The organism is Synechococcus sp. R5-13, assembly GCF_047462015.1.
In the GTDB taxonomy this organism is placed as follows: domain Bacteria; phylum Cyanobacteriota; class Cyanobacteriia; order Thermostichales; family Thermostichaceae; genus Thermostichus.
In genome coordinates, this window is sequence record NZ_JANSIL010000145.1 from 13,188 (window position 1) to 39,802 (window position 26,615).

The following is a 26,615-nucleotide window of genomic DNA, read 5'->3' on the forward strand; positions in this document are numbered from 1 at the left end:
TCTGTTGCGCTGGTGCGATCAGAGGTTCGTCGGCGGTCACAGGTTCTGGGAACGCAGGTGATCAGCCAGGGCAACGCAGCCCGGCTTGGGGTAGTCAGCGAAGTTTGGGCGGATCTTGAAGCCAAGCAGGTCTTGGTGCTGGGGGTGTTGGAGAAAGCCTTTGCCGGATCCCCCCGTTTGATGGAGCTGCGGCAAGTAACAGCGTTGGGTCAGGATGCAGTTCTTGTCCCCAGCGAAGAAGTTTTCGATAACTTGGATTTGGAGGGCCTGAGTCGCGTGGTTGGCAGCGAGGTGGTAACCGAAGAAGGGATCCGCCTCGGCAAAGTTAAGGATTTTGAGTTCAACTCCGTCTCCGGCATCATCACGGGTTTGGTGCTCTCCAACCTCGGCCTCACCTTTTTACCCGGCTTCATCCTCAGCACCTATCTGCTCTCCACTGACGAGATTGTCTCTGTGGGCGGGGATCGCCTTATTGTTGCCGATGGCGCTGAGACCCGCCTAACCCAACTGGCCAAGGGGATTTTGGAAACCCTGGGAATCGGCAAGCCCCCTTGGGAAGCCGGAGTTAGCCCTGCTCCTGCCCTGCCCAGTGCTGTCGAGAGTTCCGCCGTCGAGGAAGATTACGAAGAAGAATACGACGAGGAATACGAAGCCGAAGAAGAAGACGTTTACGCAGAAGAAGAGCCTGAACCTGAGCCGCAGCCTGTGCGTCCTCGTCCACCTGAGCCCGCACCCACCCCCGAACAACCGGCTTGGGAACAGGAGTATGCCAAAGAAGAGGCCCCTCCTTCTGAGCCTGCCCCTCCTCCTTCCAGCTCCACTCCTGTGGATAGTGATCCCTGGGAGGATAAGGCCGGGGAGCCCACTTAAGTTGCCGGACTCGTACCAACTCCCCTTTCCCCTCAGGGAAGTGGCTGGGGGTGGTCGCGTCAGCCGAGAGTACGGTCGTTCCCCCTGATGTCAGGGCTGCTTCTTGCGTCAATCTCCCACTTTTTTCTGCCAAGGGGCAAAGGGATCCCCCATCTGTCTATCCCGGCAGGGCAGGATCGGCTTCGGCCAAGAAGCGCAAAGCCACCGACAAAAAGGTCTGCGGCGCTTCAATGTGCGGAAAAGCAGCCCCCGGCAATCGGTAAATCGGCACCTCCGGGCGCAAGGTGCGATATCGCTCTGCCTGTTCTGGGCCGGTGAGGCGGTTCTGTTCTCCCCAGACCAGAACCATGGGCTTGGTCACCACGCGAAAGTCGTCTTCGATGGGCAAGTTGAGCTTGCCGGTGAGAAAAGAACGGGGGGCAAATTGAGCCCCCGCTTGGTGAGCTGCCCGGTAATAGTAGTCCACCACCGCCTCATCCAGGGCGTAGCTGGGGGAGAACAAGCTCTGCTCTGTAAACAAGCGTACACTCCAGGGGGCGGTGATGCCGTTGTAGAAGGCCAACCCCAAAACGGGCAGGCTGAGAAATCCATAGGCAATCTGAGCCAAAGGGATCCCGAGGGCATCGGGGATGAGGCTGTTGTCTCCCAGAGGGGCAATGAGCAGCAGCTTCTGCCAATGGTGGGGCTGTAGGCGGGCCGAGCGCAGCACAAACCCTGCCGAGAGGGAATTGGCAATGACGTGACACGGTCGCCCGATCACCTGCTGGACAAAATCCCCGATCATCTCGGCATAGAGGCTGCCGGTGTACTCCAAATCTGGACGTTCTGAGTTGCCCCACCCCAACAAATCCAGAGCATAGACTTGATAGTGCTGCCCCAGCTCCGCCATAATTGCACGAAACTCATAGCTGGAGGAGCCTGCCCCAATGCCGTGCAACAACAACAACGGCTGGCCGGATCCCATGACCTTGTAAAACAGGCGATGACCCCGCCAGAAGTGATGCCTTTCCTCTCCCGGCAGCAGGCTCTGCAGAGGTTGAGTTTGGGAGGAGATCCAAGCGTTGAGAACGGCTAGAGCACCCAAGCCGCCGACTGTAGTCCAGAGCCCGATCTTGAGAACTTGGCTCAGCTCTTTCATCCTCAGCAGCCCAGCTAGGGAACCTACTTTTTCTTAAGGCGGTAGGTGATGCGCCCTTTGTTGAGGTCATAGGGGCTCAGCTCCACCTTAACCCGGTCGCCGGGCAAGATCTTGATGTAGTTGCGGCGAATTTTGCCGGAGATATGAGCGAGCACGTTGAAGCCGTTGTCCAGATCCACTCGGAACATGGCGTTGGGCAGGGATTCGGTAACGACCCCCTCCATTTCAATGGCATCTTCCTTAGACAATGAGCCCTCCCAAAAACGACATAACAAACAACAGAACAATCCACAGCCGCGACGACACGCGCTGTTAAGAAATGAAAATATACTCCATCTCTTCTATCCTAGCCGTTGCAGTCCTTCATCAGGGGATCCCTTAGGACTGAAAAGGCGTGCGATCGGTCAAAATTTCTGCTCCAGACTCGGTGACCAAGACCGTGTGCTCAAACTGAGCTGACCAAGAGCCATCTACTGTGACCACCGTCCATTGGTCTGGCAACACTCGGGTTGCCTCTCCCCCCGCATTCACCATCGGCTCAATGGCCACTGTCATGCCGGAGCGCAGCTTGGGATTGGGCAGATCGCGGGTGCGATAGTTGGGAAACTGCGGCTCCTCGTGCAGGTTGCGCCCCACCCCGTGACCAACATACTGCTTCACCACAGAATAGCCCCGCCCCTCGATGTAATCTTCAATGGCACCCGAGACATCCTGAAGCCAAACGCCGTGGCGCACACAGTCGATGCCCGTCTGCAGGGCTTTGGCCGCAGTATCGATCAGATCCCGAGCTGCGTCGCTCAGGGGTTCCAGGCCGATGGTGATACAGGAATCCGCATGCCAGCCCTCGACGATGGCACCAAAATCCACTTTGACCACATCTCCCGGCTGCACCACTTTACGGGGACTGGGGATCCCGTGCACCACCTCATGGTTGACACTGACACAAACGCAGGCAGGAAAGCCGTAGTAGCCCTTGAAACTGGGCAAAGCATTGAGTTGGGCCACCCGTCTCTCAGCATAGGTATCGATATCTGCCGTAGTCCAGCCCGGCTCCAGGCGCTCCGCGATCTCCTGCAATACTTGGGCCACCACCCGACCGGCCCGCCGCATTTTCTCCACTTCGCGGCGAGATTTGATCTCAATAAGCTGCATGCCCCGCCGCTGGGAGGGATTTCCAGCTCCTGCTCTGATCACGCCGTCCTCCTGAAGCCTTCCAAAAGAGCCTGCAGATGTTCCTGTACGGATTCCATCGGCTGGTTGCCGTTGACCCGCTGCAAGCGCCCCTTGGCCTCATAAAAATCAATTAGGGGAGCCGTCTGCTGCCGATAGACCTCCAGACGCTTGAGAATCACCGACCGATCCGCATCATCGCTGCGCCCCTGTTCCTTGCCCCGGGCCAGCAGCCGGGCCACCACCACCTCATCCGGCACCTCCAAGTTGAGGACGTAGTCATAATCTTGGCCCAGCTCTTGCAGCAGCTCTTCCAAGGCCTCTGCCTGGGCTAAGGTGCGAGGAAATCCATCTAGGATCCAGCCCTGCTCTGGAGATTGCTGCAACTGCCCCTTCACCATTCCGATCAGCACCTCGTCAGGCACCAGCTCTCCCGCATCCATGTAAACCTTGGCCTGGCACCCCAGGGGCGTTTGGGCTTTCACCTCGGCCCGCAACAGATCGCCTGTGGAAATTTTGGGCGTGTGGTAAATGGCCGCCAGTCGCTCCGCCTGTGTACCTTTGCCCGCCCCCGGCGGCCCCAGAAAGATCAACCTCGGCACTACTGTTTGACCATCCCTTCGTAGCGTTGTGAGATGACATAAGTCTGGATCTGCTTGGAGGTCTCGATCGCCACCCCCACCAAAATCAGTAGCGAGGTCGCCCCCAAACCTTGGAAAGTGGTGATGCCGGTTGCCCGTTCCACCGTCGTCGGGATGATGGCCACCGCGCACAGGAACAAAGCCCCCAGCAGCGTCAGGCGGTTGAGGATCCCTTCGACATACTCAGCAGTGGCCTTGCCCGGGCGTACCCCTGGAATGCTGGCCCCCATCTTCTTCAAGTTTTGAGCCAGATCCACCGGGTTGATGAGCAAAGAGGCGTAGAAGTAGCTGAAGAAGAGGATCAGCACGAAATAAAAAGGAATGTAGAACCAGGAGGTGGGGGATAGGAAGTTGGCCACTTGCACCAAAGTCAGGTTTTGGGTGTACTGGGCCAGGGCCAGAGGCAGGGACATCACCGAGTAGGCAAAGATGATCGGCATCACCCCCCCTTGGTTTAGCCTCAGGGGCAGATAGCTTTTCTGCTCGCGGAACAGCTTGTTGCCCACCTGGCGCTTGGCGTAGACGATAGGGATCTTGCGGCTGCCTTCTTGGACAAAGACAATGCCGACAATGGTGACCAAAAAGATTGCCAGCAACAGCAAGATGCCACCGATGGTGCTGCTATCGGCACGGGCCAGGCTAATAGTCTGTCCGAGGGCACGGGGCAGAGTGGCAACAATGTTGACGAAGATCAAGAGCGAAGGGCCACTTCCCACCCCTTTCTCCGTGATCATCTCTCCCAGCCACATCACAAACAGGGATCCCGCCGCCAGAGCCAAGGTGGTGGAGGCCATGAAGGCCAACTCATTGGTGGTACTGGCAAACTCCCGCACCCAAAAGGAAATGCCAATGCCCTGGATAATGGCCCAGCCCAAGGTGACATAGCGGGTGTATTGAGAAATCTGCCGCCGCCCCTGTTCTCCCTCGTTTTTCTGCAGGTTCTCCAAGGCTGGAATGGCCGGGATCAGCAACTGCATGATGATCGAGGCGTTGATGAAGGGCAGGATCCCAAGGGCAAAGATCCCCAAAGCAGAAATCCCCCCGCCGGAGAAGACATCCAGCAAGCCAAACACAGGGCTGTTGGCAGCTTCGGCAGCAAAGCGGGCCCGATCGATACTGGGAATGGGGATGTAAATGCCCAGTCTGACCAACAGCAGCAAGCCCAAGGTGAGAAACAGACGGCTGCGCAGGCCAGAGGCCATAGCCATCTGCATAAAGGTCTCTTGGGCAGAGGGGGCGGAACCTCGTGTGTCAACCATAGGGAAGAGAATCTCGCGGGAGCAAAAGGTAAGGTGAGCTATCTACCACTCTACGCTGCCGGTGGTGCAGTCGGCAAAATCAAAGTAAATCCAGAGAAAGTGCAACTCAGCAACTTCCCACAGAAGCCGGCCAGAGCAACGGGAAGAAGGGGTTTAGGATCCCAAAATCTCCACCCGACCTCCGGCTGCCTCGACCTTGACTTTGGCTGAAGCAGTAATGGCCGCCGCCCTGATCGTCAGGGGCACGCTGACTTCCCCATCTCCCAAGATCTTCAGCGGGCCATCGTTGGTGGTGACGATCCCTCGTTCCATTAAGCTTTGCAGGCTGACCTCGCTGCCGGCAGGCAGATCCGCCAAGGCGCGCAGGTTGACCAGGGTGTATTCCAGACGCCGCGTGTAGCGGGGGAAATGCTTAAGCTTGGGCAAACGCCGGTAGAGGGGAGTCTGCCCCCCTTCAAAGCCGGGTCGTGTACCACCCCCCTTGCGGGCCTTTTGCCCCCGCATCCCCTTGCCACAGGAGGCCCCCTGCCCGGCAGAAACGCCACGACCTAGGCGCCGCCGCCGCCGCGTCGAACCTGCTTGAGGCCGAATGTCTTCCAGTCGCATGTCTACCTCTAGCTCACTTGCTCGATATACCTGTCCATCACTTGCCAAGTAGGCGGCGCACATCGATGTCTCGGTCTTGGGCCACCTGCTTGAAGGTACGCATCCGCCGCAGCGCATCGATGGTGGCACGGGCATTGTTGAGGGGGTTGCTGGATCCCAGTTGCTTGGCCAAGCTGTTGCGTACACCCGCCAGCTCCAGAACGGTGCGGACTGCCCCCCCTGCAATGACTCCTGTGCCAGGAGCTGCTGGCATGACCAAGACAGTGGCACCGCCGCCTGCCCCCTGCATGGGATGGGGTACGGACAAACCTTTGGTGAGGGGCACCTCAATCAGGTGTTTTTTACCGTCCACAACTCCCTTGCGCACTGCTCCGATCACATCGTTGGCTTTGCCCACGCCAACCCCGACTTGGCCCCGCTCGTTGCCGACCACCACCACAGCGCGGAAGCTCAACTTCTTGCCGCCCTTGACCACCTTGGTGACGCGGCGAATCTGGATGACCCGCTCTTGCCACTCGGTGGGTTGCTCTTCGCGGCTTTTCTTGCTTCTGCGACGTTCCCTCTGCTCAGCCATGTGCTGTGTCCTCAGTAGCTAGAACTGTAACCCTGCTTCTCGGGCAGCTTCTGCCAGGGCTTGAACGCGCCCGTGATAAAGCTTGCCCCCCCGATCGAAAACCACGCGGGAAATGCCCATCTGTAAGGCTCGTTCGGCAACTGAGCGGCCCACCAAGGCAGCCGCTTCTTGAGTAGCCGTCCCGGTTTCTTTGAATTTTTCGCGCAGCTCCCTGTCCAAGGTGGAGGCGGAGGCTAAGGTATGCTGGGCTACATCGTCGATCACCTGGGCGTAGATGTGTCGATGGGAGCGAAACACGGCCAGGCGAGGCCGCTCGGCAGTGCCAAAGACCTTGCGGCGAATGCGTCGATGACGACGTTGGGTGGTGATTTTGCGGCTGGTTTTCATAGGACTCCGTCCCGCTTTCGCAATGGGCTATTTACTTCTTCGCTTTCCCGGATTTACCCGCCTTGCGGCGAACTTGTTCCCCTAGATAACGGATCCCTTTCCCCTTGTAGGGCTCCGGAGGCCGGACCGCTCGGATGCGGGCGGCAGTATTGCCCACCAGTTCTTTATCTGTGCCTGAGACAACAATGATGTTGTTTCCCTCAACGGCAATTTGGATGCCGGGGGGAAAGGGGATCTCCACAGGGTGACTGTAGCCGACGTTCAAAACCAACTTGCTGCCTTGGATGGCAGCCCGGTAGCCCACGCCCACCAATTCCAGCCGCCGCTCAAATCCCTTGGACACTCCGTCTACCATGTTGGCGACCAAAGTGCGGCAGAGGCCGTGCAGTTGGCGGGCAGGACGAGAATCGTTGAGACGGCTGACCGTGAGCATCTGAGCGTTTTGCTGGACTGTGATCAAGGGCGGCAAACTGCGGGACAGTTGACCTTTCGGGCCTTTCACTGCAATGTGTTGGCCGTCGATCTGGATCTCCACCTTGGCAGGAAGGGCGATGGGGCGTCTACCGATACGGGACATGGGAAAAACTCCTGACCAGAGAAAACTTAAGGTCTAGTAGACAAGACAGAGGACTTCACCACCAATGCCCTGCTTACGAGCCTCCCGGTCGGTCATGATGCCGTTGGAGGTGGAGATGATGGCGATCCCAATTCCTCCCAGCACTCGGGGCAGCTCTTTGTGGTTGCGGTAAACCCGCAGGCCGGGTCGGCTCACCCGCTTTAGACCATTGATGATGGGCCTGCAGTTGCGGCCTTTGCCTTTGTACTTCAATCGCAACACCACTCGGGCTTGGATCCCTTCTCCCTCCTCCTTCCATTCGCTGACGAACCCTTCCTCATGAAGAACGCGAGCGATGCTGCGGGTCATGCGGGTGGCCGGAACTGCCACCGACTCGTGCCGAGCCATGGTGGCATTGCGAATGCGGGTGAGCATATCGGCGATCGTGTCGTTGGTGTGGGCCATCGGTGGGTCAGTGCTCCTCGGAAGATCGATGCAGATCAAGAAAAGTCAGGGTGGGCAACCTAGGAGGCAAAGGGCATGCCAAACGCTTTGAGCAGGGCACGGCCCTCTTCGTCGGTTTTAGCAGTGGTCACAATGGAGATATCCATACCTCGCAACTGATCCACAGAGTCATAGTTGATTTCGGGAAAAATCAGTTGTTCACGGATGCCGAGGGTGTAGTTGCCTCGTCCATCAAAGGCTTTGGGGCTGACGCCGCGGAAGTCACGGATACGGGGCAGAGCAATGTTGATCAAGCGATCCAAAAACGCATACATGCGCTCCCGCCGTAGGGTCACCATCAGGCCGACAGGCATGCCCTTGCGAATCTTGAAGCTGGCAATTGCCTTCTTGGCGCGGGTGATCACGGGCCGCTGGCCAGTGATGGCGCTGATCTCGGCAATGGAGGATTCCAGAGCCTTGGCATTTTGGGAAGCTTCCCCCAAGCCGCGGTTGATCACGATCTTCTCCAGGCGGGGCACCTGATGGATGTTGGTGTAGCCCAACTCCTTTTGCAGCTTGGGGACAATGACGGTGTTGTAGTGGATTTGCAGACGCTGGGGCATGGTGGCTTCTCCTTGTGGCTCTGGGCTGGGTCAGAGCCAAACCAATGGTGGAAAGGGATCAAAAGCTTAGTCGAGAATCTCACCCGTTTTCTTAAGGACGCGAACCTTGCGACCATCGGCGGTGATTTGATAGCCGATACGGCTGGCCACCTCCTGCTTCTTGGAATAGGCCATCACTTTGCAGACGGGAATGGGAGCTTCCTTGGTCTCAATTCGGCCACTTTCCCCTTCTCGCTGGGGTTTACGGTGGTAGGTAACAATGTTAACCCCTTCCACCAAAACCATGTTGCACTCGGGAAAAACGCGCAGCACCTCGCCGATTTTGCCTTTGTCATCGCCGGAGATCACCTGCACGGTATCCCCTTGCTTGATACACATTTTGTAGCGCAGGCTGTTGCGGTGCTTGCGAATGCCGGGGCGCCGAACTAGGCGCTGAATTTGGCTGGGTTTGAGGGGGCGAACCATCAGAGTACCTCCGGGGCCAGGGAGATGATCTTGGTGAAGTTTTTCTCCCGCAGCTCGCGGGCTACAGGGCCGAAAACACGAGTTCCACGGGGATTGCCATCATTGTTGATGATCACGGCGGCGTTGTCGTCGAAGCGGATGCACATGCCGTCAGGGCGACGTACCGTATCGACGGTGCGGATAACAACGGCCTTGACAACATCGGATTTTTTGACGGGCATGTTGGGCAGGGCATCCTTGACGACACCAATGATCACATCGCCCAAGCTGGCGTAGCGACGGCCACTGCTGCCCAGCACGCGAATACACATCATCTTGCGAGCACCGGTGTTGTCGGCCACCGTCAGCATAGTTTGCTGCTGAATCATAGTTTCTTCACCTCCCTCAGGATTTCGGCAACTTGCCAACGCTTGGTGCGGCTAAGGGGACGGGTTTCCGTGATGCGCACCAGATCCCCTTCTTGACAGCGGTTTTCCTCGTCGTGGGCCTTAAACTTCTTGGTCTTGACGACGATCTTGCCGTACTTCGGGTGAGCAACTCGATTTTCCACAGCAACAACCACCGTTTTTTGCATCTTGTTGCTGACAACAATGCCAATCTTCTCCCGAACAGCCATTACTCCTCCTTGGTTGGGCGTTTGCCCCGCTTACGCTCTCCCTCCACAGTTAGTAGTTGCGCCAGCTTGTGTTTGCGCAGCCGGATGAGATGGGGCTGGTTCAACTGCCGCGTGGCCTGCTGCAAACGCAGCTCAAACAGCTCTTTCTTGACGGCGTAGATTTCGTTGCTCAGCTCTTCGTCCGATAAAGCACGGGCATCAGCAATTTTGGGCATGGGCATGGCTGAACTCTCCTCATACACTGCTGGTGGCCACCTCTGAAGCCGTTGCCTGGGCGGGCTCTGGCTTTTCAAAGTCGGCTTTGGTTACAAACTTGACCTTAATGGGCAGCTTCTGGGCGGCAAGGCGCATGGCCTCGCGGGCGATAGGCTCTGCCACTCCCCCCATTTCGAAGAGGATACGGCCCGGCTTGACGACGCAAACCCAGTACTCAGGGTTGCCTTTACCGGATCCCATGCGGGTTTCAGCAGCTCGCTGAGTAACGGGCTTGTCGGGAAAGATGCGAATCCAGATTTGGCCACCCCGCCGAACATAGCGGGTCATGGCTCGACGGCTGGCCTCGATCTGTCGAGCTGTAATCCAGGCGGGTTCTAGGGCCACAAGGCCGTATTCCCCAAAGTTGATGCGGTTGCCACGGGTCGCTTTGCCTTTCATGCGCCCGCGCTGTTGCTTGCGGTACTTGGTGCGTTTGGGGCTTAACATGGCCGTTCCTTAAGTCAACTGCGATAGGGATCCCTGGACGTTCCGGTGTTGGCCCTCAGGCCTCCTGAGCCGAGCGATCTTCAAAGGTGGGCCGCCGCCGCTGCTGCCGACGTTTGGGCTGTTGCAGGGGAAACTTCTGTTCGTGGCGTTCCTGCCCGGGCAGAACTTCCCCTTTGAAGACCCAGACCTTGACCCCGATGATGCCGAAAGTGGTGTGGGCGAGGTGCTCGGCGTAGTCGATGTCGGCCCGCAAGGTGTGCAAAGGGATCCGCCCCTCCCGCGTCCATTCGGTGCGGGCAATCTCGGCCCCGTTCAGACGCCCGGCAATTTGGATTTTGATCCCTTGTACGCCTGCCCGCTGGGCCCGTTGGATCACCTGGCGCACGATGCGGCGAAAGGCAATCCGCCGTTCCAACTGTTGGGCAATGTTTTCCGCCAACAAGGTCGCCTCGGCATCGGCACGGGTGACCTCTACTACATTGATGCGAATGGTTCGCTCGCCACCACCTCGTGAACCAGGGCTTTGTCCCGCTAGCGCGGACAGCTCTTTCTGTAGACCTTGGCGCAAAGTCTCTAGGCTGGATCCGCCCCGACCCACAACTACCCCAGGGCGAGCAGCCCGGATCTCCAGGTCAATTTGATCCGCTTTGCGTTCAATTTGGATATCGGCCAAACCAGCACTGCTCAGTTGCTTGGTCAGGTAGGTGCGAATCTGGTCGTCCTCCTGTAACAAGGCTGGGTAGCGGGCTGGATCGGCAAACCAGCGGCTGCGATGCTCCTTAATCACGCCGAGGCGGAAACCGGTGGGGTGGATCTTCTGTCCCATGGTGGTGTCGGTTGAAGGGTAAAGGGCTAGAAATACAGGAGGTTAAGAGGCCGTCGCCGCTTCAGCTTCCTCTATGGGCCGGACGGCGATGGTGATGTGACAGGTGCGCTTGCGAATGGGGTAGGCCCGCCCTTGGGCGCGGGGGCGAAACCGTTTCAGGACGGGCCCCTGATCAGCATAGGCCTGGCTGATCACCAGATCCCGGGGATCCAAGCCGTTGTTGTGCTCTGCGTTGGCCACCGCCGAGCGCAGCACCTTACGAACCGGCTCACAGGCAGCGTAGGGCATGAACTCCAAAAGAATCAGGGCATCGGCATAGGTGCGCCCACGGATCTGATCCAACACCCGCCGCACTTTAAAGGGGGACATGCGGATATAGCGGGCTACCGCTTTAACCTCAGGGGATGAATCGGCCATGGCCCTCTCCTTGCCTACTCGATACTTTCCTGTTCGTTATTCCTCTCAACGGCGAGCGGCTTTTTTGTCGCTCCCCGCGTGACCGCGGAAGGTACGGGTGGGAACGAATTCCCCCAGCTTGTGACCCACCATCTGATCGGTGATGTAGATGGGCACGTGTTGCTTGCCGTTGTGAACGGCGATGGTGTGGCCGATCATGACCGGCAAGATGGTGCTGGCCCGCGACCAGGTCTTGATCATGTGCTTCTCGTTGCGCTCGTTCATCTTCTCCACCTTGAGAAGCAGCTTGGCATCCACAAAGGGGCCTTTTTTCAGCGAACGTCCCATAAGAACCTCAACTGTTTGACAAGCAATGACCATCGAAGAAGCTTCAGGAAGCGCATGGCCAGACGGCTATTGGGCAGCCCTTCCGCCCTTGTCCCGGCGGCCTCCGCGACGGCGACCGCGCACGATGAATTTGTTGCTGGGCTTGTTGCGTTTGCGGGTCTTGTACCCCAGGGTGGGCTTGCCCCAAGGGGTGACGGGGGTACTGCGGCCTATGGGGGCTCGCCCTTCCCCGCCACCATGGGGATGATCCACAGGGTTCATCACCGAGCCACGCACCTTGGGACGGCGCCCCAACCAACGGCTACGACCCGCCTTGCCCAGGCTGATGTTGTTGTGGTCAACGTTGCCCAGTTGGCCGATGGTGGCGTAGCACTCGCCGCGGATCATGCGGACTTCGCCGGAGGGCAGCTTGAGGGAGACATATTTGCCTTCTCTGGCCACCACTTGAGCGCCAGCCCCGGCGGCGCGAACGATCTGCCCGCCGCGACCGGGATACAGCTCCACATTGTGAACCACCGTTCCCAAGGGGATCCGCTCCAGGGGCATGGCATTGCCGATCTCAAAGGGGGCCTCTGGCCCGGCCATGATGGTGGATCCCACCTGTAGGTTGCGGGGAGCGAGGATGTAGCGTTTCTCGCCGTCTTCGTATTCCACCAGGCAGATGTGGGCGCTACGGTTGGGATCGTACTCCACAGTTTTGACGGTCGCCGGGATCCCCCGCTTGTCGCGACGGAAGTCGATGATGCGGTAAAGCCGCTTGTGGCCACCACCGCGGTGCCGGCAGGTGATGACGCCACGGTTGTTGCGCCCTTTCTTGCGGTGAATAAATTGCAGCAGCGACTTTTCCGGTCTGGGCCGCTTTCCGTTCTCGTCACGGGACAGCTCCTCGAAGTCAGAGACCGTCATGTGACGGGTGCTGGGGGTGTAGGGTCGGAGAGTACGAATGCCCATGGCTCAGGTAGGGGTGGGGGACGGGACAACAACAGCTCAAAAGGGGCGTTCAGGTGTCCGGGAAGAGGGTGATGGAATCTCCCTCCGCCAAGGTCACGATGGCTCGCTTGGGACGGGTGCGGTAGCCCACAAAGCGGCCCACCCGCCGTTGCTTGCGCGGGAGCTTCAGGGTGTTGACGGAAGTAACTCGCACGCGGAACATTTCTTCGACGGCAGCTCGGATGAGCGGCTTGGTGGCGGTGGGCAGCACTTCAAAGACATATTTGCGCTGCTCCATCAAGGCGGTTGCCTTTTCGGTGATGACGGGGCGCAACAGGACGTCGGCCAGGATCCGCTTGCTCTCAGTCATCGCTTTCCTCCTCTGCTGGGGCTGCTTCGGCCTCTTCTACCGTTGACGGCTCTGCTCCTTGAGCCAGTTCTTCTGCTGGATCTTGGGGCTCTTCGGTTTGCTCTTCTGGCCCCTGCGGATCTGCTGGACGTCCTTGAAGGTCAGCTTGGTCTTCCTGCCCTTCTTCCTCGTGTTCGCTTTCTGAAGCAGCCTGATCCTCTAACCGATCTCCAGGCAGGGCCTGATCTTCCGCTATGTCGGCCTGAGGTGCATCCTCAGAGGGAGTCTCCAGAACTGCCGGCGCAGCGTCGGATCCCCAACGGGCCTTGAGCTGCTCTAGGGCAGAAACGGTGATCAGCACCCAATCGACGTTGAGCAGATCGAAAACGTTGATCTGATCCAGGCCGATCAGCTTAACGCGGGCGATGTTGCGCACGGCCCGCTCTACGGCTTCCGAGCGTTCGGCAACGATGAGCAGAGCCGATTGATCTTCCATCACCCCCCAGCGCAGCAAAGCCTGGGCCACAGCACGGGTTTTGGGCGGGTTGAGCTGCTCCTGGAAATCCTCCACGACGATCAGGTCTTCCACCCGACTTTGCAGAGCGGTGCGCAGGGCCAGTTGCCGTTCTTTGCGGTTCATGGCCAGGTTGTATTCCCGCTTGCGGGGGCCGAAGATCACCCCCCCTTTGCGCCAAAGTGGGGAGCGGATGGAACCGGCACGGGCCCGACCGGTGCCTTTCTGCTTCCAAGGCTTGCGACCGCCGCCGCGCACCTCAGCTCGGGTCTTGGTGTGGGCGTTGCCCTGACGAGCATTGGTCATCTGCCGGCGCAGTGCCAGATAGAGGATGTGGGCGGCTGTTTCGGGACGAGCAACTTTAAGGCTCAGCTCCGCGCTGCCCACCGTTTCCCCTTGCCAATTTTTCACCACACAACTTGCCATGGTTCCCTCGTCTTTGCGGATGCCGGTCAACCTTGGTTTCACCCAGGGATCCCTCCTTAGCGCTTGTTGCCCACCTGCTTGGCAGGGGTGATCTCCAGCAGCCCTCCTTCTACCCCGGGCACGCAACCCTTAATCACCAACAGATCCCGCTCCGGATCCACCTGCACCAACTGCAATTTGCGGGTGGTGACTCGGCCACCTCCCAACCGCCCCGCCATGCGCATCCCCGGAAACACGCGGCCCGGGGTTGTGCCGGCGCCAATGGAGCCCGGTCGGCGGTGGTTTTTGGAGCCGTGGGACATGGGGCCACGACCGAAGTGGTGGCGCTTTTGATAGCCGGCAAACCCTCGCCCGATGGAGGTACCGGCCACATCCACCAATTGGCCAGGGGAGAACATCTCGACGGTAATTTTCTGCCCCAACTGGTAGGCTTCTGGCTGGTCAACCCGGAACTCCCGCAGGTGGCGCAGCAGCTCTGTTACCCCTGCTTTGCTGAGGTGGCCCCGCTGCGCCCGCGTGAGATGCTTTTCAGTGGTGGGCAAGTAGCCCAACTGAATGGCGTTGTAGCCGTCTGTGGCCTGGGTTTTGATCTGGGTCACGGTGCAAGGCCCCGCCTGTACGACGGTAACCGGAATGGCCAGCCCCTCTGGTGAGAAGATCTGGGTCATGCCGACTTTTCTTCCGAGGATGCCAAGTGCCACAAGAACCTCCAATCGAGCCTGCACGACTCGTTTTCATCAACTGAGAGCCAGCTCACTCCGACAATCGGCTAGCCGTTCGCGAAGCGGGCCGTAGGCCAATGGCTCAGTTAGCCGGATGGATAGGCATACAGCAATAGCGTGGCAGCAGGAAGCTCAAGACAAAGCTGAGTCTGCCGGCTGAGGCGAAAGAGCAAGGTAGGGATCCCCCGAGGCCAAGTTCAGCGCCGGCAACGCTGAGCCTTTTGCTTAGTTCACCCCCAAAGCTGCACGCCAAACTGCTTTTGTTGAGAGCTGCTCAGACTTACCTGCTAAAGAGGCAGTATCTGGTGTAGCAGCGCGCCGGGTCGCCAAAGCGGATGGACTCAGTTGGCAACGGAAAACAATCATAATGAAGCGAAGGCCCGTTTGTCCAGACTTTTGCTGAGAAAATGGGTTGGTTGGAGAGGCCGGAGAGGGTAAGGGCAGCTCAAGTGGAAGAAAAGAGCCATTGGCCAGGGAAGCCATCTCCCTTCCAAAGTGTAATGGGCTGGGCAGGCAGTGGGCTGACCCAGGCTTGTGTAGATCACTATCGGAGATTGTTGCAGGCAGGAGCCGATCCGGGCCGGGTCTTATTTTTGGTGCGGAGTCAACGGCAAGCGGATGAGGTGCTGCGGCGCTTGCAGCAGTCCAGTTCGGGCTTGGTGGGGCCGTGGCGGATCGAAACGTTCTTGCAGCGGGTGGGACGCTCGTTGGCCGATCATTGGCCGCAGGTGTGTGCCCGCCTTCCTCAGTTGCCTCCTCAGTTTGAGCCGATCCCCTTGGCCAAAGATCTCACTCAATTTCTCTGCGAACGAGCCTGCGCTTTGTGCCCTCGGCATGGGGAAGCCTTTGCCGGGGTCGGGCTCAAGGAGTTCCAGATCTGGGATCAGATCAGCAGTGCTGCTTATATTGCGGGGGCTTCGGGTTTGCCGGCAGAGGTGGTGGGATCCCGGCTGGCCCGGGCTTGGCCCGAGGAGGCAGATCCGCGGCGGGCAGAGGCTTTGCAGGCAATGGGCTGCTGTGTGGGTCGGCTGTGGGAGGCAGCGCTTCGGTTGGGATCCCTGGATTTTGGCCTGCAAATTCGGCTGTTTGGCGAGCACATCCTGCCGCTGGCGGAGTTTTGGCAAGAGTGGGATCACCTGATTGTGGATCAGGCGGAAGACAGTTGCGGGGTGGCGCTGGAGTTTTACCGGCAGGGGCAATCCCATCTGCAAAGTCAATTTTTCAGCTACACCCTCGGCGGCGGGGTCTCTTTGACCGGGATCCCAGAGGCAGTAGCTGACTTCTTGATGGCAAAAACGCAGGTTCGGTTTCTGGAGGGGAGCCATCGCGCTTCAGCAGGCATGATCCGCTTAGGGGTGCAGATTGCGCGGGTGTTGGATCCCCAGTTTTCTCATCCGCTGCCCGAGCCGCAGGGGGGAGGACTGCCGCTGGTGCAAACGCTGGAGGAAGAGACCCAGTTTGCGGCGGTGGAGGTGATGGTTGCCCAAATTCGCCGGCTTTTGGGGGCCGGGATCCCGGCCCATCGCATCGCTGTTTTGCTGCCCCGTATGGATGTGGGGGTGAGCCTGAGCTTGCAGGAGCAGTTGTCGGAAGTGCCGGTTTTGTCGATTGCCCCCTTCCCGGCGTTGATCCGCTATCCCTTGGTGCGGGCGGTGCTGACGGCAGCAGAATTGGCCCATCCCGAGTGGGGTGCTTTTCCCACTTTGCCGGCTTGGCGGCTGATGTTGAGCTGGGTGCTGGGGCTGGATCCCATCCGGGCGGCTCTGTTGGCCGAAGATACCTGGGATCCGGTGGGGCGTTCTCTGCGTCCCCGAACAGCAGTACGGCAGCCGGAGCGGGTGGGGTTTGCCAACCTGGAGCGCTACCAGCGACTGTTCGATTGGCTGCGCGGCTATCGTCCCGGCCCTTCATTGGCCGCTTTCTTCCAGCAGTTTTTTGCCGATCACTTAGCCCCGGCGATTGCTTCCCCTCAGGATCAAGAGCTGCTGCGCGTATTGATGGAAGCGGCACAACGGTTTCGTCAGGCCTTCCCTGCCGAAGGGGATCCCGCCTTTTTGGCCATGATCCGCTCGGGACAGACCCCCAGCAGCAGCCGCTTCGAGCCCGACTATTCCCGTTACTTGGTAGTTGCAACTCCGGGGGCCTACATCACTCGGGGTTTGGAGGCGGATTACCAATTTTGGTTTGATATCACCAACCCCAGCTGGTCCCGCTCCCTCTGGCATGTGCTCTACAACAGCCGTGTGCTGACGCCGGAATGGGACGGGGAGGTTTTCGATGCGGCGCGGGATTTACAGGCGCGTCAACAGATTTTGGCCCGCACGCTGCTGAACCTCTGTTGCCGCACTCAGAAGGGGCTGTGGCTGGTGCGCTCCAATTTTAATTATCGCGGCGAGGAGAACACCAGTATTCTGGACTACCTGATTTTGAAGGGGTTGAAGGCCATGGCAACCGCCGGCTAAGGGAGAGCCTATCCTGAAAGGGTGCTGGCAACTCAGGCCTCCAAGAAATCGGGGGATGCACTGCAGGAATGGTCAAAGGCAAGGGTTTTAGAAAAGCGGCGCAGCCGCCCCTCTGGCTGACACGCACCTTGGAGTGGCAGGGCAAAAGGGAAGAAGCACTGGTCCTTTTGGCCAATTGGCTGGCGGATCCCTTCGGCGATGGAGACATGCGCTACGTCTTGCGCCGCCGCCTGCTTTTGCTCTTAGACAGCGGTGCAACCCCCAGCGAGTTGCAAGCTTTTCTCGACCGCCACGGCGAGCATCCTCTGGCCGCCGCCGTCCGCTATGCTCTGGCGGTTCGCTTCGCCCGCGAACACCGCTACGACCTAGCCCTGCAGCTGACGGAAAATCTGGCTTTGGATGCTGTGTTGGATCGCTACCCCTTGCTGGATGGCGGCTACTGGCTGGACGACTGGGATCCCGTGCCCGCCAGCCGCACCCCTCTGCAACCGAAAATCCAGGCCCAACGAGAACGCTGGCGCCAATTGAGCCGTTGGCAAGCCCAATCCACTCCCCAACAACGCTATCAACTGGCCGCCCACTGGGCCGCTGCCGACGGTTGGCGCAATGGGTACCTGTGGCTGTTTAACCAAACCCGTGCCGGTGGCCTGAGTGGGGATGCTGATGGAAGCGGGCCGCCGCAACCAGCTTCCTCCAGTTCTCTATCGGACTATCAGCGGGCCAATCACCATGCTGTAGCAGCAGAGTTACTCGGCTCTGTGCTGGCGGATCCCACCGCCCCTGCCCATCTTCAGGAAGAAAGCCTGTAGCGGCAGGTGCTGATCCTCTACCGCCAGTACACCACCTACCCTCCCGAGGAAACGGCAGCCATCTATCCGCTGCCGGGCTTCCCCCCAGGAGTGACAGAAGATACCAGCTTGTTCGACACGTCACTGCCGGACTACGTGGATCCTGGCAGCCTCAGCTACAGCTACTTTCTGGAAGCCAAAGCCCTGCAGGATGGCTATGCCCGCCAGGCGATCTACGCCGGCAATGAGCTGCTGAACCGCTTCCCCCAGAGCCGCTATGCTGGGGATGTGCTCATGGCTCTGTACGGCCTGACGGGAGATGTCGCCTTCCTAGGACGGCTGCTGACGCAGTTTCCTGATAGCGAGCGCGCTCTGGAGGCAGCGCTTGAGCTGGGGCCTGTCAGCCACTGAGTCTTTAAGCGTACCGCAGCTTTGCAGCTTTATAGCCTCTTCACAGAGCCTTCATGAAAGGCAAATAGGGGTATTCTTGGACGAGAGCTGTCTTGCGAGATCCAGGGAGAAAGGCTTTATCTCCCCTTTGTCTCGGCGGATCTGGACTAGCTTGGGTTGAGTTTCCTTGGGCTGCCATGGGCTGATGGATCCTGCCACCTTTCTGGAGCACTATGGGTTTGAGCTGGAAGGTCAACCCAGCCAGGTTTGGGTGGAGCGCTGGAGCCAGTTGTTCCCGGATCTTTGGATCCCGGCAGCCTTGCTAGAAGCCCTCTACCAGGGGCGGTACAAGGCCGCCTCTGTGGAGCAGCTTCTCCGCCTTTGGCAGCGTCGCGGCTCTCCTCATCTTACCTTTCCCCCAGAAATCGGCCAGTTCCTTTGGCAGGAGCAGCAGGAGCGGATCCGCTCTTTGGCTTCGGCTGCCCTTGCCTGTTCTCCGTTGCCGCCGGTACCCCTCGCAGGATCCCTGTTTTCCCGAGAACCGGCCATATCTCTAAACTTGTTGTTGGAGCAGTTGCAGGAGCTTCCCCCCAAGCTGCGCCGCCTGCTTGCCCAGTCCCCTCCTCCCCAACTCGCCCGTGCTGGTGGGGCAGAGTCCTCAGGGATCCTAGAGCTCCAGCAGACGGTCGTTGACCCTCCAACTCCTGCCGAGCCCCCTCAGGGACAGTCTTGATGGGCTTGCCACTCTCTTTCCTCAGGGATCCTGGCCATGACCTTTCCCCTTGATCGCGACAGCGGTGCAGAGCACATTGCCTCCTTGCCCTGTGGGGTGATCACCGTCAGCGACACACGCACCCCTGAAACCGATCACAGCGGCCAGTTTATCTGCACAGCCCTCCAGGAGTCCGGCCACCGGGTGGAGAGATATTGCATTCTCCGAGATGAACCGCAGCTCATTCGAGAGCAGGTTCAGGATTGGGCCGGATCCCTGCCGGTGATCCTGTTGAATGGCGGCACAGGCATCGCCCCCCGCGACACCACCTATGACGCCATTGAGGCTCTCTTAGAGAAAACCTTGCCCGGTTTTGGGGAGATCTTCCGCCAGCTCAGCTATGCCCAGATTGGCAGTCGGGCCATCGCCTCTCGGGCCATCGCCGGGATCCACGGAAAGTGCTTGATCTTTTCCATGCCTGGCTCCCCAGCAGCCGTGCAACTGGCTATGCGCAGCCTGATCCTGCCGGAGCTACCCCACCTGGTTAAGCAACTGCACCAGGGCAAGCATTGAGGCAGCAGGCCGTCTTAGTGATCCCCTCTTAGGCCAAGAGGGCAGTCGCCTTGGCAAGAGCCTCCTCCCGCAGCAGAGCGGCTTTATCGGTGCGCTCCCAGGGCAGATCCAGATGGGTTTGCCCGAAGTGACCATAGACCGCTACATTTTGGTAGAAGCGTCCCCCCCGTTGGCGGGGCAGCTCCCGCAGTTGGAACTGGGCCAAAATGGCTGCCGGCCTCAGATCGAAGTGGCGCTGCACCAGCCGCAACAGCTCTTCGTCGGGGATGCGCCCTGTGCCAAAGGTTTCCACCAAAATATTGATGGGGCGGGCTACCCCAATGGCGTAGCTCACCTGCACTTCACATTTTTGCGCCAAGCCAGCTGCCACGATGTTCTTGGCCACGTAACGAGCCGCATAGGCAGCGCTGCGATCCACCTTGGTGGGATCCTTGCCGGAGAAGGCCCCGCCCCCATGGCGAGAATAGCCGCCGTAGGTATCGACGATGATCTTGCGTCCGGTCAGGCCCGCATCTCCCTGAGGGCCGCCGATGACAAACTTGCCGGTGGGATTGGTGAGGAAGCGGGTGTGGCTATCCGGCTTGATGGGCAGCTCGGCAAACACCGGCGTGACCACTGCCTCCCAGAGATCGGCGCGGATCCGCTCTTGCACCGCCGCCTCTTCCGTAATGGCGCCAATCGTGGGTGTGTGCTGGGTGGAGATGAGCAGGGTGTGAATGCCCACCGGGCGACCTTCCTCATAGGCCACAGTCACCTGCGTTTTGCCATCCGGGCGCAGATAGGGCAGGGTGCCGTTTTTGCGAACCGTGGCCAACTGGCGGCTGAGGCGGTGGGCCAAGCTAATGGGCAAGGGCATCAACTCGGGAGTTTCATCGCAGGCAAAGCCAAACATCAACCCCTGATCCCCGGCCCCGACCAAGTCGAATTGATCTTCCTGGGAGCCGCGACTTTCCAGGGCCATGTTCACCCCTTGGGCAATATCGGGAGATTGCTCATCGAAAGCCACCAACACCGCGCAGCTTTCTGCACAAAACCCATTCTTGGCATCGGTATAGCCAATTTCGGCCACCTTGTCCCGCACCAGACGGGTGAAGTTGACCTGCGCTTGCGAGGTGATCTCCCCGGTCAACAAAACCAGGCCCGTATTGACCACCACCTCGGCGGCCACCCGACTGAGGGGATCCGCCGTCAAGAGGGCATCCACGATGGCATCGGAGATCTGATCGCAGATTTTGTCGGGGTGCCCCTCCGTCACCGACTCCGAGGAAAACAAAAACGACTTGGACAACGAACCTTCTCCTTAAAAGCTAGAACTGAGAACCTGAACAAAAAACAAGGCTCACCCGCTCGTTCATTATCCGTCGGAGAAAGAGCCAACCAGGGATCCCCAGGTGCTCCGCACCAGCCCCAACTCAGCCAGAGGAAAGGCCCAGCAACCAGCAAGCGTTCTGCACCGCTGACGCACCAGCACTGCCGCGAAGGCCTTGCCCCGCTGCCGCGACCAGAGCTATGGGAGCTGCTAAAGGATAAAGTTGCCAGAAAAGTCCCCCGCCAAAGAGGGCTATCCTCTAGAGAAAACTTTATTGCCTTTATCTTTCGGTTACTGACTAACCGCAGGAATTGGCACCATAGCGGAGGCTTCCGCCGGGTTGCCGCAGCTTCATTGGGCCTGGTCCCTCAGTCTGCTCTGGATAAAGAACGGAACTTGTCCCTATAGTACCCCCAACCTCCGCCCATTTGTCAAAAAAATAAGCTGTGGGCGGCTTCAGCCAAACAGACCCTGCCACCAGTCTGTCCCCTGAGCGGCTTTGAGAAAGAATGCGCCGGCCAAGCCCAGGGGGGAGAGAACGCCGAGAAAGCCAACTGTCCCCAATCCCCAAGCCAAGCGGTGCAGATGCTTTTTGTCGTCAGGATTTGGCGTCGTTTCGGCTGAGATGGCCAACAGGGATCCCAAGGCTGCCAATAGGGATCCCCCCAGACCTGCAAAGTAGCTGGGCGCTAGCCACGGTTGCAACTCGGCGGCAGATACGACTTGGATGCGGGGCAAGACTTGAAAACACCCTATTGCCAGCACTGCCCAGATGAAGCAGTACATTAGCAGGCTATCTCGGAAAGCGGCAGCCGGTTCTCTCATATCCCAGCCGAATGAAACCGGATTAGGATAAAGGCGGTTCACTGTGGGGAACTTGGGTTTGCCCCGACGGTCGCGCCAGTGGTGCAGTTCCCCTCAGCCTGTGTGGCGAATCTCGATTCCTTTTGATTATGGCCCAACCCGCCCTGTCTGGCTTGCCTGCACCGGCTTCCGGATCCCAACCCCTCTCGACAACAGAACTTGAGGACGCTTGCGATAGCGGTGCGGAGTCTTCACCGGGCGCAGAGGCCGACCCAAACTGGCGGCATCGCCAAAGAATGCAAAAACGCCAGCAGATCCAGCGGCAGCGTCTGTCGGGCATGCGAGATGACAAGGGCTTGATCATCGTGCACACGGGGCAGGGCAAGGGCAAGACCACGGCTGCCTTCGGCATGATCTTCCGCGCCCTCGGCCAGGGATTGTCGGTGGGGGTGGTGCAATTTATCAAGGGGGCCTGGGATCCAGGAGAAGCCAAGCTATTGCGGAAATTGGCCGAGCATCCAGAGCTGGGCCTGGGGAAAATAGCTTTTTACGCCATGGGAGAGGGCTTTACCTGGGAAACCCAAGACCGGGAGCGAGACATCGCCCATGCACAGGCGGCCTGGGAAAAGGGGCGGGAGCTGTTCACCAGCGGGGAGTTTCAGTTGGTGCTTCTGGATGAGATCAATGTCGCCCTCAAGTTGGGATATCTCTCGCCGGACGAGGTGTTGGCCGGGCTAGCGGAGAAACCGGAGCGGGTTCACCTGATCTTGACGGGGCGGGGCGCGCCGGCAGCGTTGATCGACCGAGCCGATCTGGTGACGGAGATGACTTTGGTCAAGCATCCCTTCCGTGACCAGGGGATCAAGGCGCAAATCGGCATCGAGTTCTAACCCTTGGGCAGGAAAGATGGCCATTCTGCTGGCGGCGGCAGCAAGCGGCAGCGGCAAAACCACCATCACTCTGGCTCTGTTGGCCGCTCTGAGGCGACGGGGCCTGCGCATCCAACCTTTCAAGGTGGGGCCGGATTACATTGATCCTCTGTTTCACACGGCGGTGAGCGGGATCCCCTGTCGCACTTTGGATCCCTTCTTGACCGACGAGGACTTTGTGCAGCGCTGCTTTCGCCACCATTGCCAGGGCAAGGATGGAGCCATTGTGGAGGGGGTAATGGGCCTCTTCGATGGACGAGCGCCGGGATCCCTGCCCCTCCCCGAGGGCGGAACGGAGCCTTTTTTTGCCAGCAGCGCCCATGTGGCCCGCCTGCTCGGGATCCCTGTGGTGCTGGTGATCGATGGCAGCGGCATGGGAACGACGGTGGCCGCTTTGCTCTACGGCTTGAGCCGCTGGGATCCCCGCCTCTCCATTGCCGGGGTGATTTTCAACCGGGTGGCCTCGGAGCGGCATGGACAAATCTTGCAGCAGGCAGCGGCTGCAGCGGGGATCCCAGTCTTGGGCCAGTTTCCCCGGCGGGAGGATTTGCGGTTGCCCAGCCGACACCTGGGGTTGGTGCCTGTCTCAGAACTGGATCACTTCCCCCACTGGCAAGCTGCCTGGGCCGAGCTGGCCGAGCAACACGTCAATTGGGATAGCCTATTGCCCCTCATTCGGAGGCTTCCTCCAGCGGTAGGAGAGCTGTGGCCAGGGATCCCCCCTCTCACCGAAAGGACTCCGCCCCGCCGCTGCGAACAGGTACGGGTGGCGGTGGCCCAAGACCACGCCTTTAACTTCTACTACGCCGACAACTTGGATCTGTTGCGGGCCTGTGGAGCCGAGCTGCTGGAGTATTCCCCCCTCCAGGTGGGACTATGGCCACCGGAGCCCTGCGATGGCGTGCTGCTGGGGGGAGGGTTCCCGGAATTGTTTGCAGCACCTCTATCTGAGAGAATTAACCAACAACCTCCCCCGCCCGCCCACCCACCCCTCTACGCCGAGTGTGGCGGACTGATGGTGCTGGGCCAATCCCTTACCGATTTTCAGGGAAAGACCTACCCGATGGCCGGGCTGTTGCCCATCACAGTAGACATGGCCAACCGGCTGTGTTTGGGCTACCGCGCAGCTGCCGTTTTGCGCCCAACCCTGCTGGCGCCAGCTGGGGATCGCCTGCGCGGGCATGAATTTCACCGCTCCCGCAGCACCCCCATCTCCCCCAGCCCAATCTACAGCTGGGGATCCCCCGCCCAGCTTCAACAGGAAGGATGGGCCACCGAGCGTCTTCACGCTTCGTACCTGCATCTGCACTGGGGATCCCGTCCTGATTTGGCCCTGAGATTATTACAGAACTTCTTAAGAATCTCGAAAGGGGATCCCTAAAAAACCGTGCCATCGCTGAGCAGTTGGATGGGAGGAGAAGCATCTGGCCTAAGCTGGGCCGCTATTTGCCGTCCTGCCGTCCAGGTTCCCCCTTGCAGTATCTTCACCAGGGGCAACTCTTGGGCAGAGCAACCCAGTCTTTCCCGGATTAAGGAGGCAACTTGATCCAGCAAAATCGCCGTCAGGGCCCGCCACTCCACAATCACTGTCGAATCTGGAGGATACGGTTGCTGACCAATCTCCGGCTGCTTGAGCTGGATCACCCCCAAATCCACAAACAGCCCCCCGTTGCGATACTCCGCCAAACCCGTCAGCTCATCCAAACCCCCGATTGGGATCCCCTCCTGCTGCAACGGCTCCAGCAGGGAATAGGTCATCCATTGGGACAACTTGTGAAAAGGCACCCAATGGCTCCCCGGCTCCGTTTGGGGCAGGTGGGGATAGGGCCAGACATCCCCCAGAGGGATCCCGGCCAGCGAGACTCGCCCAGGCCAAATGGAGCTAAACCCCCTCTGAACTGCCTGGAAGACCTGTGCTGCCTCGATCCCACCGCTGGGATCCTCAGGCTGGATGGCGTCCCACAACCGGCCAGGACGGGGAAGATTGTGACCGGATCCAAAGTAATGAGGTTGAGCCCACAAAGCTTGTGCCAACCTTTGCAGCAGTTGCCAGCGTCCTTCCAGTCCCAGTAAAGGATTTTCCGGCCCCACCTGAAAAGCTGCTGCCAAATCCGTCGAGGTGATCCGCTCCAGGGCCGCCGCATCCACTTGCAGAGGCTGTTGGGGATCGCTGGAAAACCCACCTCGCCAGAACCAGTCGAAACTGGCCAAGGCCAAACCTTCGGAACGACCCACCACCGTCTGACTTTCTGGATCCCAGTACTTCCAGGCAGAGCCTGCGCCTGCGTCCAGCAACACGCTGACGATGGCCAGATCCCACTTGCATCGCAGCCGCTCCAGCGGATCCATGTCTTTAAGTCGATTTTCCAGACGGGTTAGGCGCTCCCCGGATCCCACCTGAAAATGTTGCCAGCGGCTGTGGAAGGGAATTTCCCCGTTGGGATAATGGGCCCGCATTGTGGTGATCACATAGTCGGCTACGGATCCCAGCCGGTTCAGGTCGAGGCGAAAATGCTCTGATTCACCGGCCAAAACCCTTTCCAATAGCAACCGACAGCGATCCCGAATGGCTTGGGGACTCTGCAAATAAGCCACTCGTTTTTCCAGATCAACAGGTGTCAGCATCAAGCCGTTCCTTCTCAATTGTCCATGCCGAGAATTTTCTCAGCATAATCGGGCGGGAACCCACCTTGATCTGCATTCGTCTGCAAGCCTTGGCCCACTTGACACTCCCGCCGGTCTCTTGTCAAAAGACCGCGTCTTACTTCGCGATCGGTGAGACCCTTGCAAGAGAAAGCTTTGAGGCAACTGTCCTGATGACGCGAGCAGCCGCTGAGCCATTTTGAGAAAAGACTGGGCCAAGCACTGGGTGAGGATCCCGATAGATAAGAGCATTGACTCGAGGTAAATTTTGATGTCCCTGTTAAGAGAAGTGTTGAATACTACATTTCACTGAAGTAGACTTCGCCTACTCTGTGGCCTTAACCACTTCCTTGAGGGGTTGTCGATTGTTATGATAGATGTAATCCTAGCCCTAAGCATAAATTACTAGTTAGGTCATTTGCAGCTAGGCTAAGCCCCAAAAGTGCCAATCCGTTAGGGAGGAGTGTGATGTTCACACGGTTGGCGGAACAATACCGCAGCTATGTTCAAGATCTGGTGATGAGTTTGCAGGCTCTGGCCATCGTTTTGGAGAAGCGGGGCTACCCAGCCTCTTGCTACACCTGTGGTACGTCTTTCGAGAGTGCCTCGTTTATGGTCAGTTTACGAGAGGGGCACCTAATCCGCTTTTTGGTTTCCGAATGCTCCATTAGCTGGACAGAAATGCGGGATGACCGGGAGCTTATGAAATTGGAAGGGGCAGAGGCGATTCGCCAACTGCAGGAGCTGGCAGAGCTTATCAAAGATGAGCTGTTGGTCGCCGCCACGCCGGCTGAAGCTCTGGTGGCCAGCACCTGATCCTGGCAGGCCCTAGGTCTGCTCAAACCCAAGCCGTAGCCGATTGGACAACTAAGCCTAACCTTCTAGGCCGCTGCTTTGGAGATTTTTCCCCTGTTGAGGAGTAAGGGTGGAATAGGGATCCCCCTCGACGGAGTGGCAGTTGGCTGGCTGCCCATGCCGCTTGTATGGGGATCCCAGATGACCCGCTCTCCCAGCTTGTATCTGGAGTGGTTTGTGGCGGCAAAGCCTCTCTGAGTAAAGTCTGAGTAAGGTGTCACCGCTGCCAGGGATCCCCTGTTGACGGCTTCATCTTATAACTCTGACCCAATACCCCCAAGGGGATTCGAACCCCTGTCGCATCCGTGAAAGGGATGTGTCCTAGGCCTCTAGACGATGGGGGCGCTCTCCGACAAGGCGATCCTAATCCTAAAGAAGGATAAGTAAGCTTGTCAACCTTTTAATCTGCATCCCCAGACCCACGCCCTGCCAAGTTCAGAATCAAGATCCCCAGCAAAGCCAGGCTCAGCAGGCTGGCAATCACAATCGGTTCATCTGGGATCACGTCCATCTTGGCTTCACCAAATTTTCGGGCTGGAGGCCCGCACCATAGCCGCAGGCTTGGTGTCGGGAGGAAAGCCCTCCTCC

The 26,615-nt window shown here is 59.0% G+C and carries 35 protein-coding genes, 1 tRNA gene, 1 pseudogene and 1 riboswitch; of the genes and pseudogenes, 9 read left to right on the forward strand and 28 right to left on the reverse strand.

Annotated features, from left to right (window positions below):
• The first annotated feature begins 12 nt into the window (after nucleotides 1-12).
• Nucleotides 13-870: a PRC-barrel domain-containing protein gene (locus NW840_RS10975; RefSeq protein WP_414344265.1), complete on the forward strand. Its 858-nt coding sequence runs from the start codon at nucleotides 13-15 to the stop codon at nucleotides 868-870.
• Between the two features lie 157 nt (nucleotides 871-1,027).
• On the opposite strand, the gene NW840_RS10980 is transcribed toward NW840_RS10975, so the two are convergent.
• The 23 genes and pseudogenes from NW840_RS10980 to rplC form a co-directional block, all read right to left on the reverse strand.
• Nucleotides 1,028-2,008, reverse strand: a complete 981-nt coding sequence (locus NW840_RS10980) for an alpha/beta fold hydrolase (RefSeq protein ID WP_414344267.1) — start codon at nucleotides 2,006-2,008, stop codon at nucleotides 1,028-1,030.
• Between the two features lie 23 nt (nucleotides 2,009-2,031).
• Nucleotides 2,032-2,256, reverse strand: a complete 225-nt coding sequence (gene infA, locus NW840_RS10985) for a translation initiation factor IF-1 (protein ID WP_011434173.1) — start codon at nucleotides 2,254-2,256, stop codon at nucleotides 2,032-2,034.
• Nucleotides 2,257-2,386: 130 nt separating this feature from the next.
• Nucleotides 2,387-3,160, reverse strand: coding sequence for a type I methionyl aminopeptidase (gene map / locus NW840_RS10990; RefSeq protein ID WP_414344308.1), 774 nt, complete (start codon nucleotides 3,158-3,160; stop codon nucleotides 2,387-2,389).
• Between the two features lie 38 nt (nucleotides 3,161-3,198).
• Complete coding sequence (locus tag NW840_RS10995) at nucleotides 3,199-3,780, reverse strand: adenylate kinase (RefSeq protein WP_011434171.1); 582 nt, start codon at nucleotides 3,778-3,780, stop codon at nucleotides 3,199-3,201.
• Nucleotides 3,780-5,078: a preprotein translocase subunit SecY gene (gene secY, locus NW840_RS11000; protein WP_414344270.1), complete on the reverse strand. Its 1,299-nt coding sequence runs from the start codon at nucleotides 5,076-5,078 to the stop codon at nucleotides 3,780-3,782. The genes NW840_RS10995 and secY overlap by 1 nt, the downstream gene beginning before the upstream one ends.
• 153 nt (nucleotides 5,079-5,231) lie before the next feature.
• Nucleotides 5,232-5,684 carry a 50S ribosomal protein L15 gene (rplO, locus tag NW840_RS11005; protein ID WP_414344273.1) on the reverse strand — a complete coding sequence of 151 codons (453 nt, stop codon included), beginning with the start codon at nucleotides 5,682-5,684 and terminating at the stop codon, nucleotides 5,232-5,234.
• Nucleotides 5,685-5,721: 37 nt separating this feature from the next.
• Nucleotides 5,722-6,258, reverse strand: coding sequence for a 30S ribosomal protein S5 (rpsE, locus tag NW840_RS11010; protein WP_414344276.1), 537 nt, complete (start codon nucleotides 6,256-6,258; stop codon nucleotides 5,722-5,724).
• Nucleotides 6,259-6,276: 18 nt separating this feature from the next.
• A complete protein-coding gene (rplR, locus tag NW840_RS11015) occupies nucleotides 6,277-6,645 on the reverse strand; it encodes a 50S ribosomal protein L18 (RefSeq protein ID WP_011434167.1) in 369 nt (122 codons plus the stop codon).
• Nucleotides 6,646-6,676: 31 nt separating this feature from the next.
• Nucleotides 6,677-7,222: a 50S ribosomal protein L6 gene (gene rplF / locus NW840_RS11020; protein WP_011434166.1), complete on the reverse strand. Its 546-nt coding sequence runs from the start codon at nucleotides 7,220-7,222 to the stop codon at nucleotides 6,677-6,679.
• Between the two features lie 33 nt (nucleotides 7,223-7,255).
• Entirely contained in the window at nucleotides 7,256-7,666 is a 411-nt protein-coding gene (gene rpsH / locus NW840_RS11025; RefSeq protein ID WP_011434165.1) for a 30S ribosomal protein S8, read from the reverse strand.
• A gap of 59 nt (nucleotides 7,667-7,725) precedes the next feature.
• On the reverse strand, nucleotides 7,726-8,268 hold the full coding sequence (gene rplE, locus NW840_RS11030) for a 50S ribosomal protein L5 (protein ID WP_414328930.1): 543 nt from the start codon (nucleotides 8,266-8,268) through the stop codon (nucleotides 7,726-7,728).
• Between the two features lie 66 nt (nucleotides 8,269-8,334).
• Nucleotides 8,335-8,733, reverse strand: a complete 399-nt coding sequence (gene rplX / locus NW840_RS11035) for a 50S ribosomal protein L24 (protein ID WP_414344280.1) — start codon at nucleotides 8,731-8,733, stop codon at nucleotides 8,335-8,337.
• Nucleotides 8,733-9,101, reverse strand: coding sequence for a 50S ribosomal protein L14 (gene rplN / locus NW840_RS11040; protein WP_011434162.1), 369 nt, complete (start codon nucleotides 9,099-9,101; stop codon nucleotides 8,733-8,735). The genes rplX and rplN overlap by 1 nt, the downstream gene beginning before the upstream one ends.
• Entirely contained in the window at nucleotides 9,098-9,349 is a 252-nt protein-coding gene (gene rpsQ / locus NW840_RS11045) for a 30S ribosomal protein S17 (RefSeq protein WP_011434161.1), read from the reverse strand. The genes rplN and rpsQ overlap by 4 nt, the downstream gene beginning before the upstream one ends.
• Complete coding sequence (rpmC, locus tag NW840_RS11050) at nucleotides 9,349-9,570, reverse strand: 50S ribosomal protein L29 (RefSeq protein ID WP_011434160.1); 222 nt, start codon at nucleotides 9,568-9,570, stop codon at nucleotides 9,349-9,351. Before rpmC ends, rpsQ begins: the two co-directional genes overlap by 1 nt.
• Nucleotides 9,571-9,583: 13 nt before the next feature.
• A complete protein-coding gene (gene rplP / locus NW840_RS11055; protein ID WP_011434159.1) occupies nucleotides 9,584-10,051 on the reverse strand; it encodes a 50S ribosomal protein L16 in 468 nt (155 codons plus the stop codon).
• A gap of 55 nt (nucleotides 10,052-10,106) precedes the next feature.
• Complete coding sequence (gene rpsC / locus NW840_RS11060; RefSeq protein ID WP_011434158.1) at nucleotides 10,107-10,877, reverse strand: 30S ribosomal protein S3; 771 nt, start codon at nucleotides 10,875-10,877, stop codon at nucleotides 10,107-10,109.
• A gap of 42 nt (nucleotides 10,878-10,919) precedes the next feature.
• Complete coding sequence (rplV, locus tag NW840_RS11065) at nucleotides 10,920-11,294, reverse strand: 50S ribosomal protein L22 (RefSeq protein WP_011434157.1); 375 nt, start codon at nucleotides 11,292-11,294, stop codon at nucleotides 10,920-10,922.
• A 45-nt stretch (nucleotides 11,295-11,339) separates the two neighbouring features.
• Entirely contained in the window at nucleotides 11,340-11,621 is a 282-nt protein-coding gene (rpsS, locus tag NW840_RS11070; protein WP_414331934.1) for a 30S ribosomal protein S19, read from the reverse strand.
• 66 nt (nucleotides 11,622-11,687) lie between these two features.
• Nucleotides 11,688-12,572, reverse strand: coding sequence for a 50S ribosomal protein L2 (rplB, locus tag NW840_RS11075; protein WP_414344282.1), 885 nt, complete (start codon nucleotides 12,570-12,572; stop codon nucleotides 11,688-11,690).
• Nucleotides 12,573-12,621: 49 nt separating this feature from the next.
• The gene (locus tag NW840_RS11080) at nucleotides 12,622-12,921 is read right to left on the reverse strand and encodes a 50S ribosomal protein L23 (RefSeq protein ID WP_414330452.1); all 300 of its coding nucleotides are present in this window, start codon (nucleotides 12,919-12,921) and stop codon (nucleotides 12,622-12,624) included.
• Between the two features lie 292 nt (nucleotides 12,922-13,213).
• Nucleotides 13,214-13,840 (reverse strand): annotated as a pseudogene (gene rplD / locus NW840_RS11085) (50S ribosomal protein L4); the annotation flags it as partial.
• A 56-nt stretch (nucleotides 13,841-13,896) separates the two neighbouring features.
• Nucleotides 13,897-14,541 carry a 50S ribosomal protein L3 gene (gene rplC / locus NW840_RS11090; RefSeq protein WP_414344285.1) on the reverse strand — a complete coding sequence of 215 codons (645 nt, stop codon included), beginning with the start codon at nucleotides 14,539-14,541 and terminating at the stop codon, nucleotides 13,897-13,899.
• A gap of 614 nt (nucleotides 14,542-15,155) precedes the next feature.
• Here rplC and NW840_RS11095 point away from each other — a divergent pair.
• The 5 genes from NW840_RS11095 (at nucleotide 15,156) to NW840_RS11115 (ending at nucleotide 19,487) form a co-directional block, all read left to right on the forward strand.
• Nucleotides 15,156-17,024, forward strand: coding sequence for a hypothetical protein (locus NW840_RS11095; protein WP_414344287.1), 1,869 nt, complete (start codon nucleotides 15,156-15,158; stop codon nucleotides 17,022-17,024).
• 68 nt (nucleotides 17,025-17,092) lie between these two features.
• The gene (locus tag NW840_RS11100; protein ID WP_414344290.1) at nucleotides 17,093-17,833 is read left to right on the forward strand and encodes a hypothetical protein; all 741 of its coding nucleotides are present in this window, start codon (nucleotides 17,093-17,095) and stop codon (nucleotides 17,831-17,833) included.
• A gap of 6 nt (nucleotides 17,834-17,839) precedes the next feature.
• Nucleotides 17,840-18,223: a tetratricopeptide repeat protein gene (locus tag NW840_RS11105; RefSeq protein ID WP_414344292.1), complete on the forward strand. Its 384-nt coding sequence runs from the start codon at nucleotides 17,840-17,842 to the stop codon at nucleotides 18,221-18,223.
• A gap of 184 nt (nucleotides 18,224-18,407) precedes the next feature.
• Nucleotides 18,408-18,935 (forward strand): hypothetical protein, encoded by a 528-nt coding sequence (locus tag NW840_RS11110; protein WP_414344294.1) that lies wholly within the window; start codon nucleotides 18,408-18,410, stop codon nucleotides 18,933-18,935.
• A gap of 36 nt (nucleotides 18,936-18,971) precedes the next feature.
• Nucleotides 18,972-19,487, forward strand: a complete 516-nt coding sequence (locus tag NW840_RS11115) for a MogA/MoaB family molybdenum cofactor biosynthesis protein (protein ID WP_414344296.1) — start codon at nucleotides 18,972-18,974, stop codon at nucleotides 19,485-19,487.
• Nucleotides 19,488-19,515: 28 nt separating this feature from the next.
• Here the strand turns inward: NW840_RS11115 and metK are convergent, their stop codons facing one another.
• Complete coding sequence (metK, locus tag NW840_RS11120; RefSeq protein ID WP_041436796.1) at nucleotides 19,516-20,775, reverse strand: methionine adenosyltransferase; 1,260 nt, start codon at nucleotides 20,773-20,775, stop codon at nucleotides 19,516-19,518.
• 298 nt (nucleotides 20,776-21,073) lie between these two features.
• Nucleotides 21,074-21,185, reverse strand: a riboswitch (SAM riboswitch).
• 67 nt (nucleotides 21,186-21,252) lie between these two features.
• Complete coding sequence (locus NW840_RS11125) at nucleotides 21,253-21,621, reverse strand: hypothetical protein (RefSeq protein WP_414344300.1); 369 nt, start codon at nucleotides 21,619-21,621, stop codon at nucleotides 21,253-21,255.
• A 275-nt stretch (nucleotides 21,622-21,896) separates the two neighbouring features.
• Here NW840_RS11125 and cobO point away from each other — a divergent pair, with 275 nt between their 5' ends.
• Both cobO and NW840_RS11135 read left to right on the forward strand, forming a co-directional pair.
• Entirely contained in the window at nucleotides 21,897-22,490 is a 594-nt protein-coding gene (cobO, locus tag NW840_RS11130) for a cob(I)yrinic acid a,c-diamide adenosyltransferase (protein ID WP_414344311.1), read from the forward strand.
• Between the two features lie 16 nt (nucleotides 22,491-22,506).
• Nucleotides 22,507-23,910 (forward strand): cobyrinate a,c-diamide synthase, encoded by a 1,404-nt coding sequence (locus NW840_RS11135; RefSeq protein WP_414329375.1) that lies wholly within the window; start codon nucleotides 22,507-22,509, stop codon nucleotides 23,908-23,910.
• Here the strand turns inward: NW840_RS11135 and NW840_RS11140 are convergent.
• Entirely contained in the window at nucleotides 23,907-25,154 is a 1,248-nt protein-coding gene (locus NW840_RS11140) for a URC4/urg3 family protein (RefSeq protein ID WP_414329376.1), read from the reverse strand. The genes NW840_RS11135 and NW840_RS11140 overlap by 4 nt on opposite strands.
• Before the next feature lie 486 nt (nucleotides 25,155-25,640).
• Here NW840_RS11140 and NW840_RS11145 point away from each other — a divergent pair, with 486 nt between their 5' ends.
• The gene (locus tag NW840_RS11145; RefSeq protein ID WP_011434143.1) at nucleotides 25,641-25,988 is read left to right on the forward strand and encodes a DUF1815 family protein; all 348 of its coding nucleotides are present in this window, start codon (nucleotides 25,641-25,643) and stop codon (nucleotides 25,986-25,988) included.
• Between the two features lie 310 nt (nucleotides 25,989-26,298).
• Here the strand turns inward: NW840_RS11145 and NW840_RS11150 are convergent.
• A tRNA-Glu gene (locus NW840_RS11150) sits at nucleotides 26,299-26,371 on the reverse strand.
• A gap of 56 nt (nucleotides 26,372-26,427) precedes the next feature.
• On the reverse strand, nucleotides 26,428-26,615 hold a 188-nt coding region (locus NW840_RS11155; protein ID WP_414344302.1), incomplete at its 5' end, for a hypothetical protein.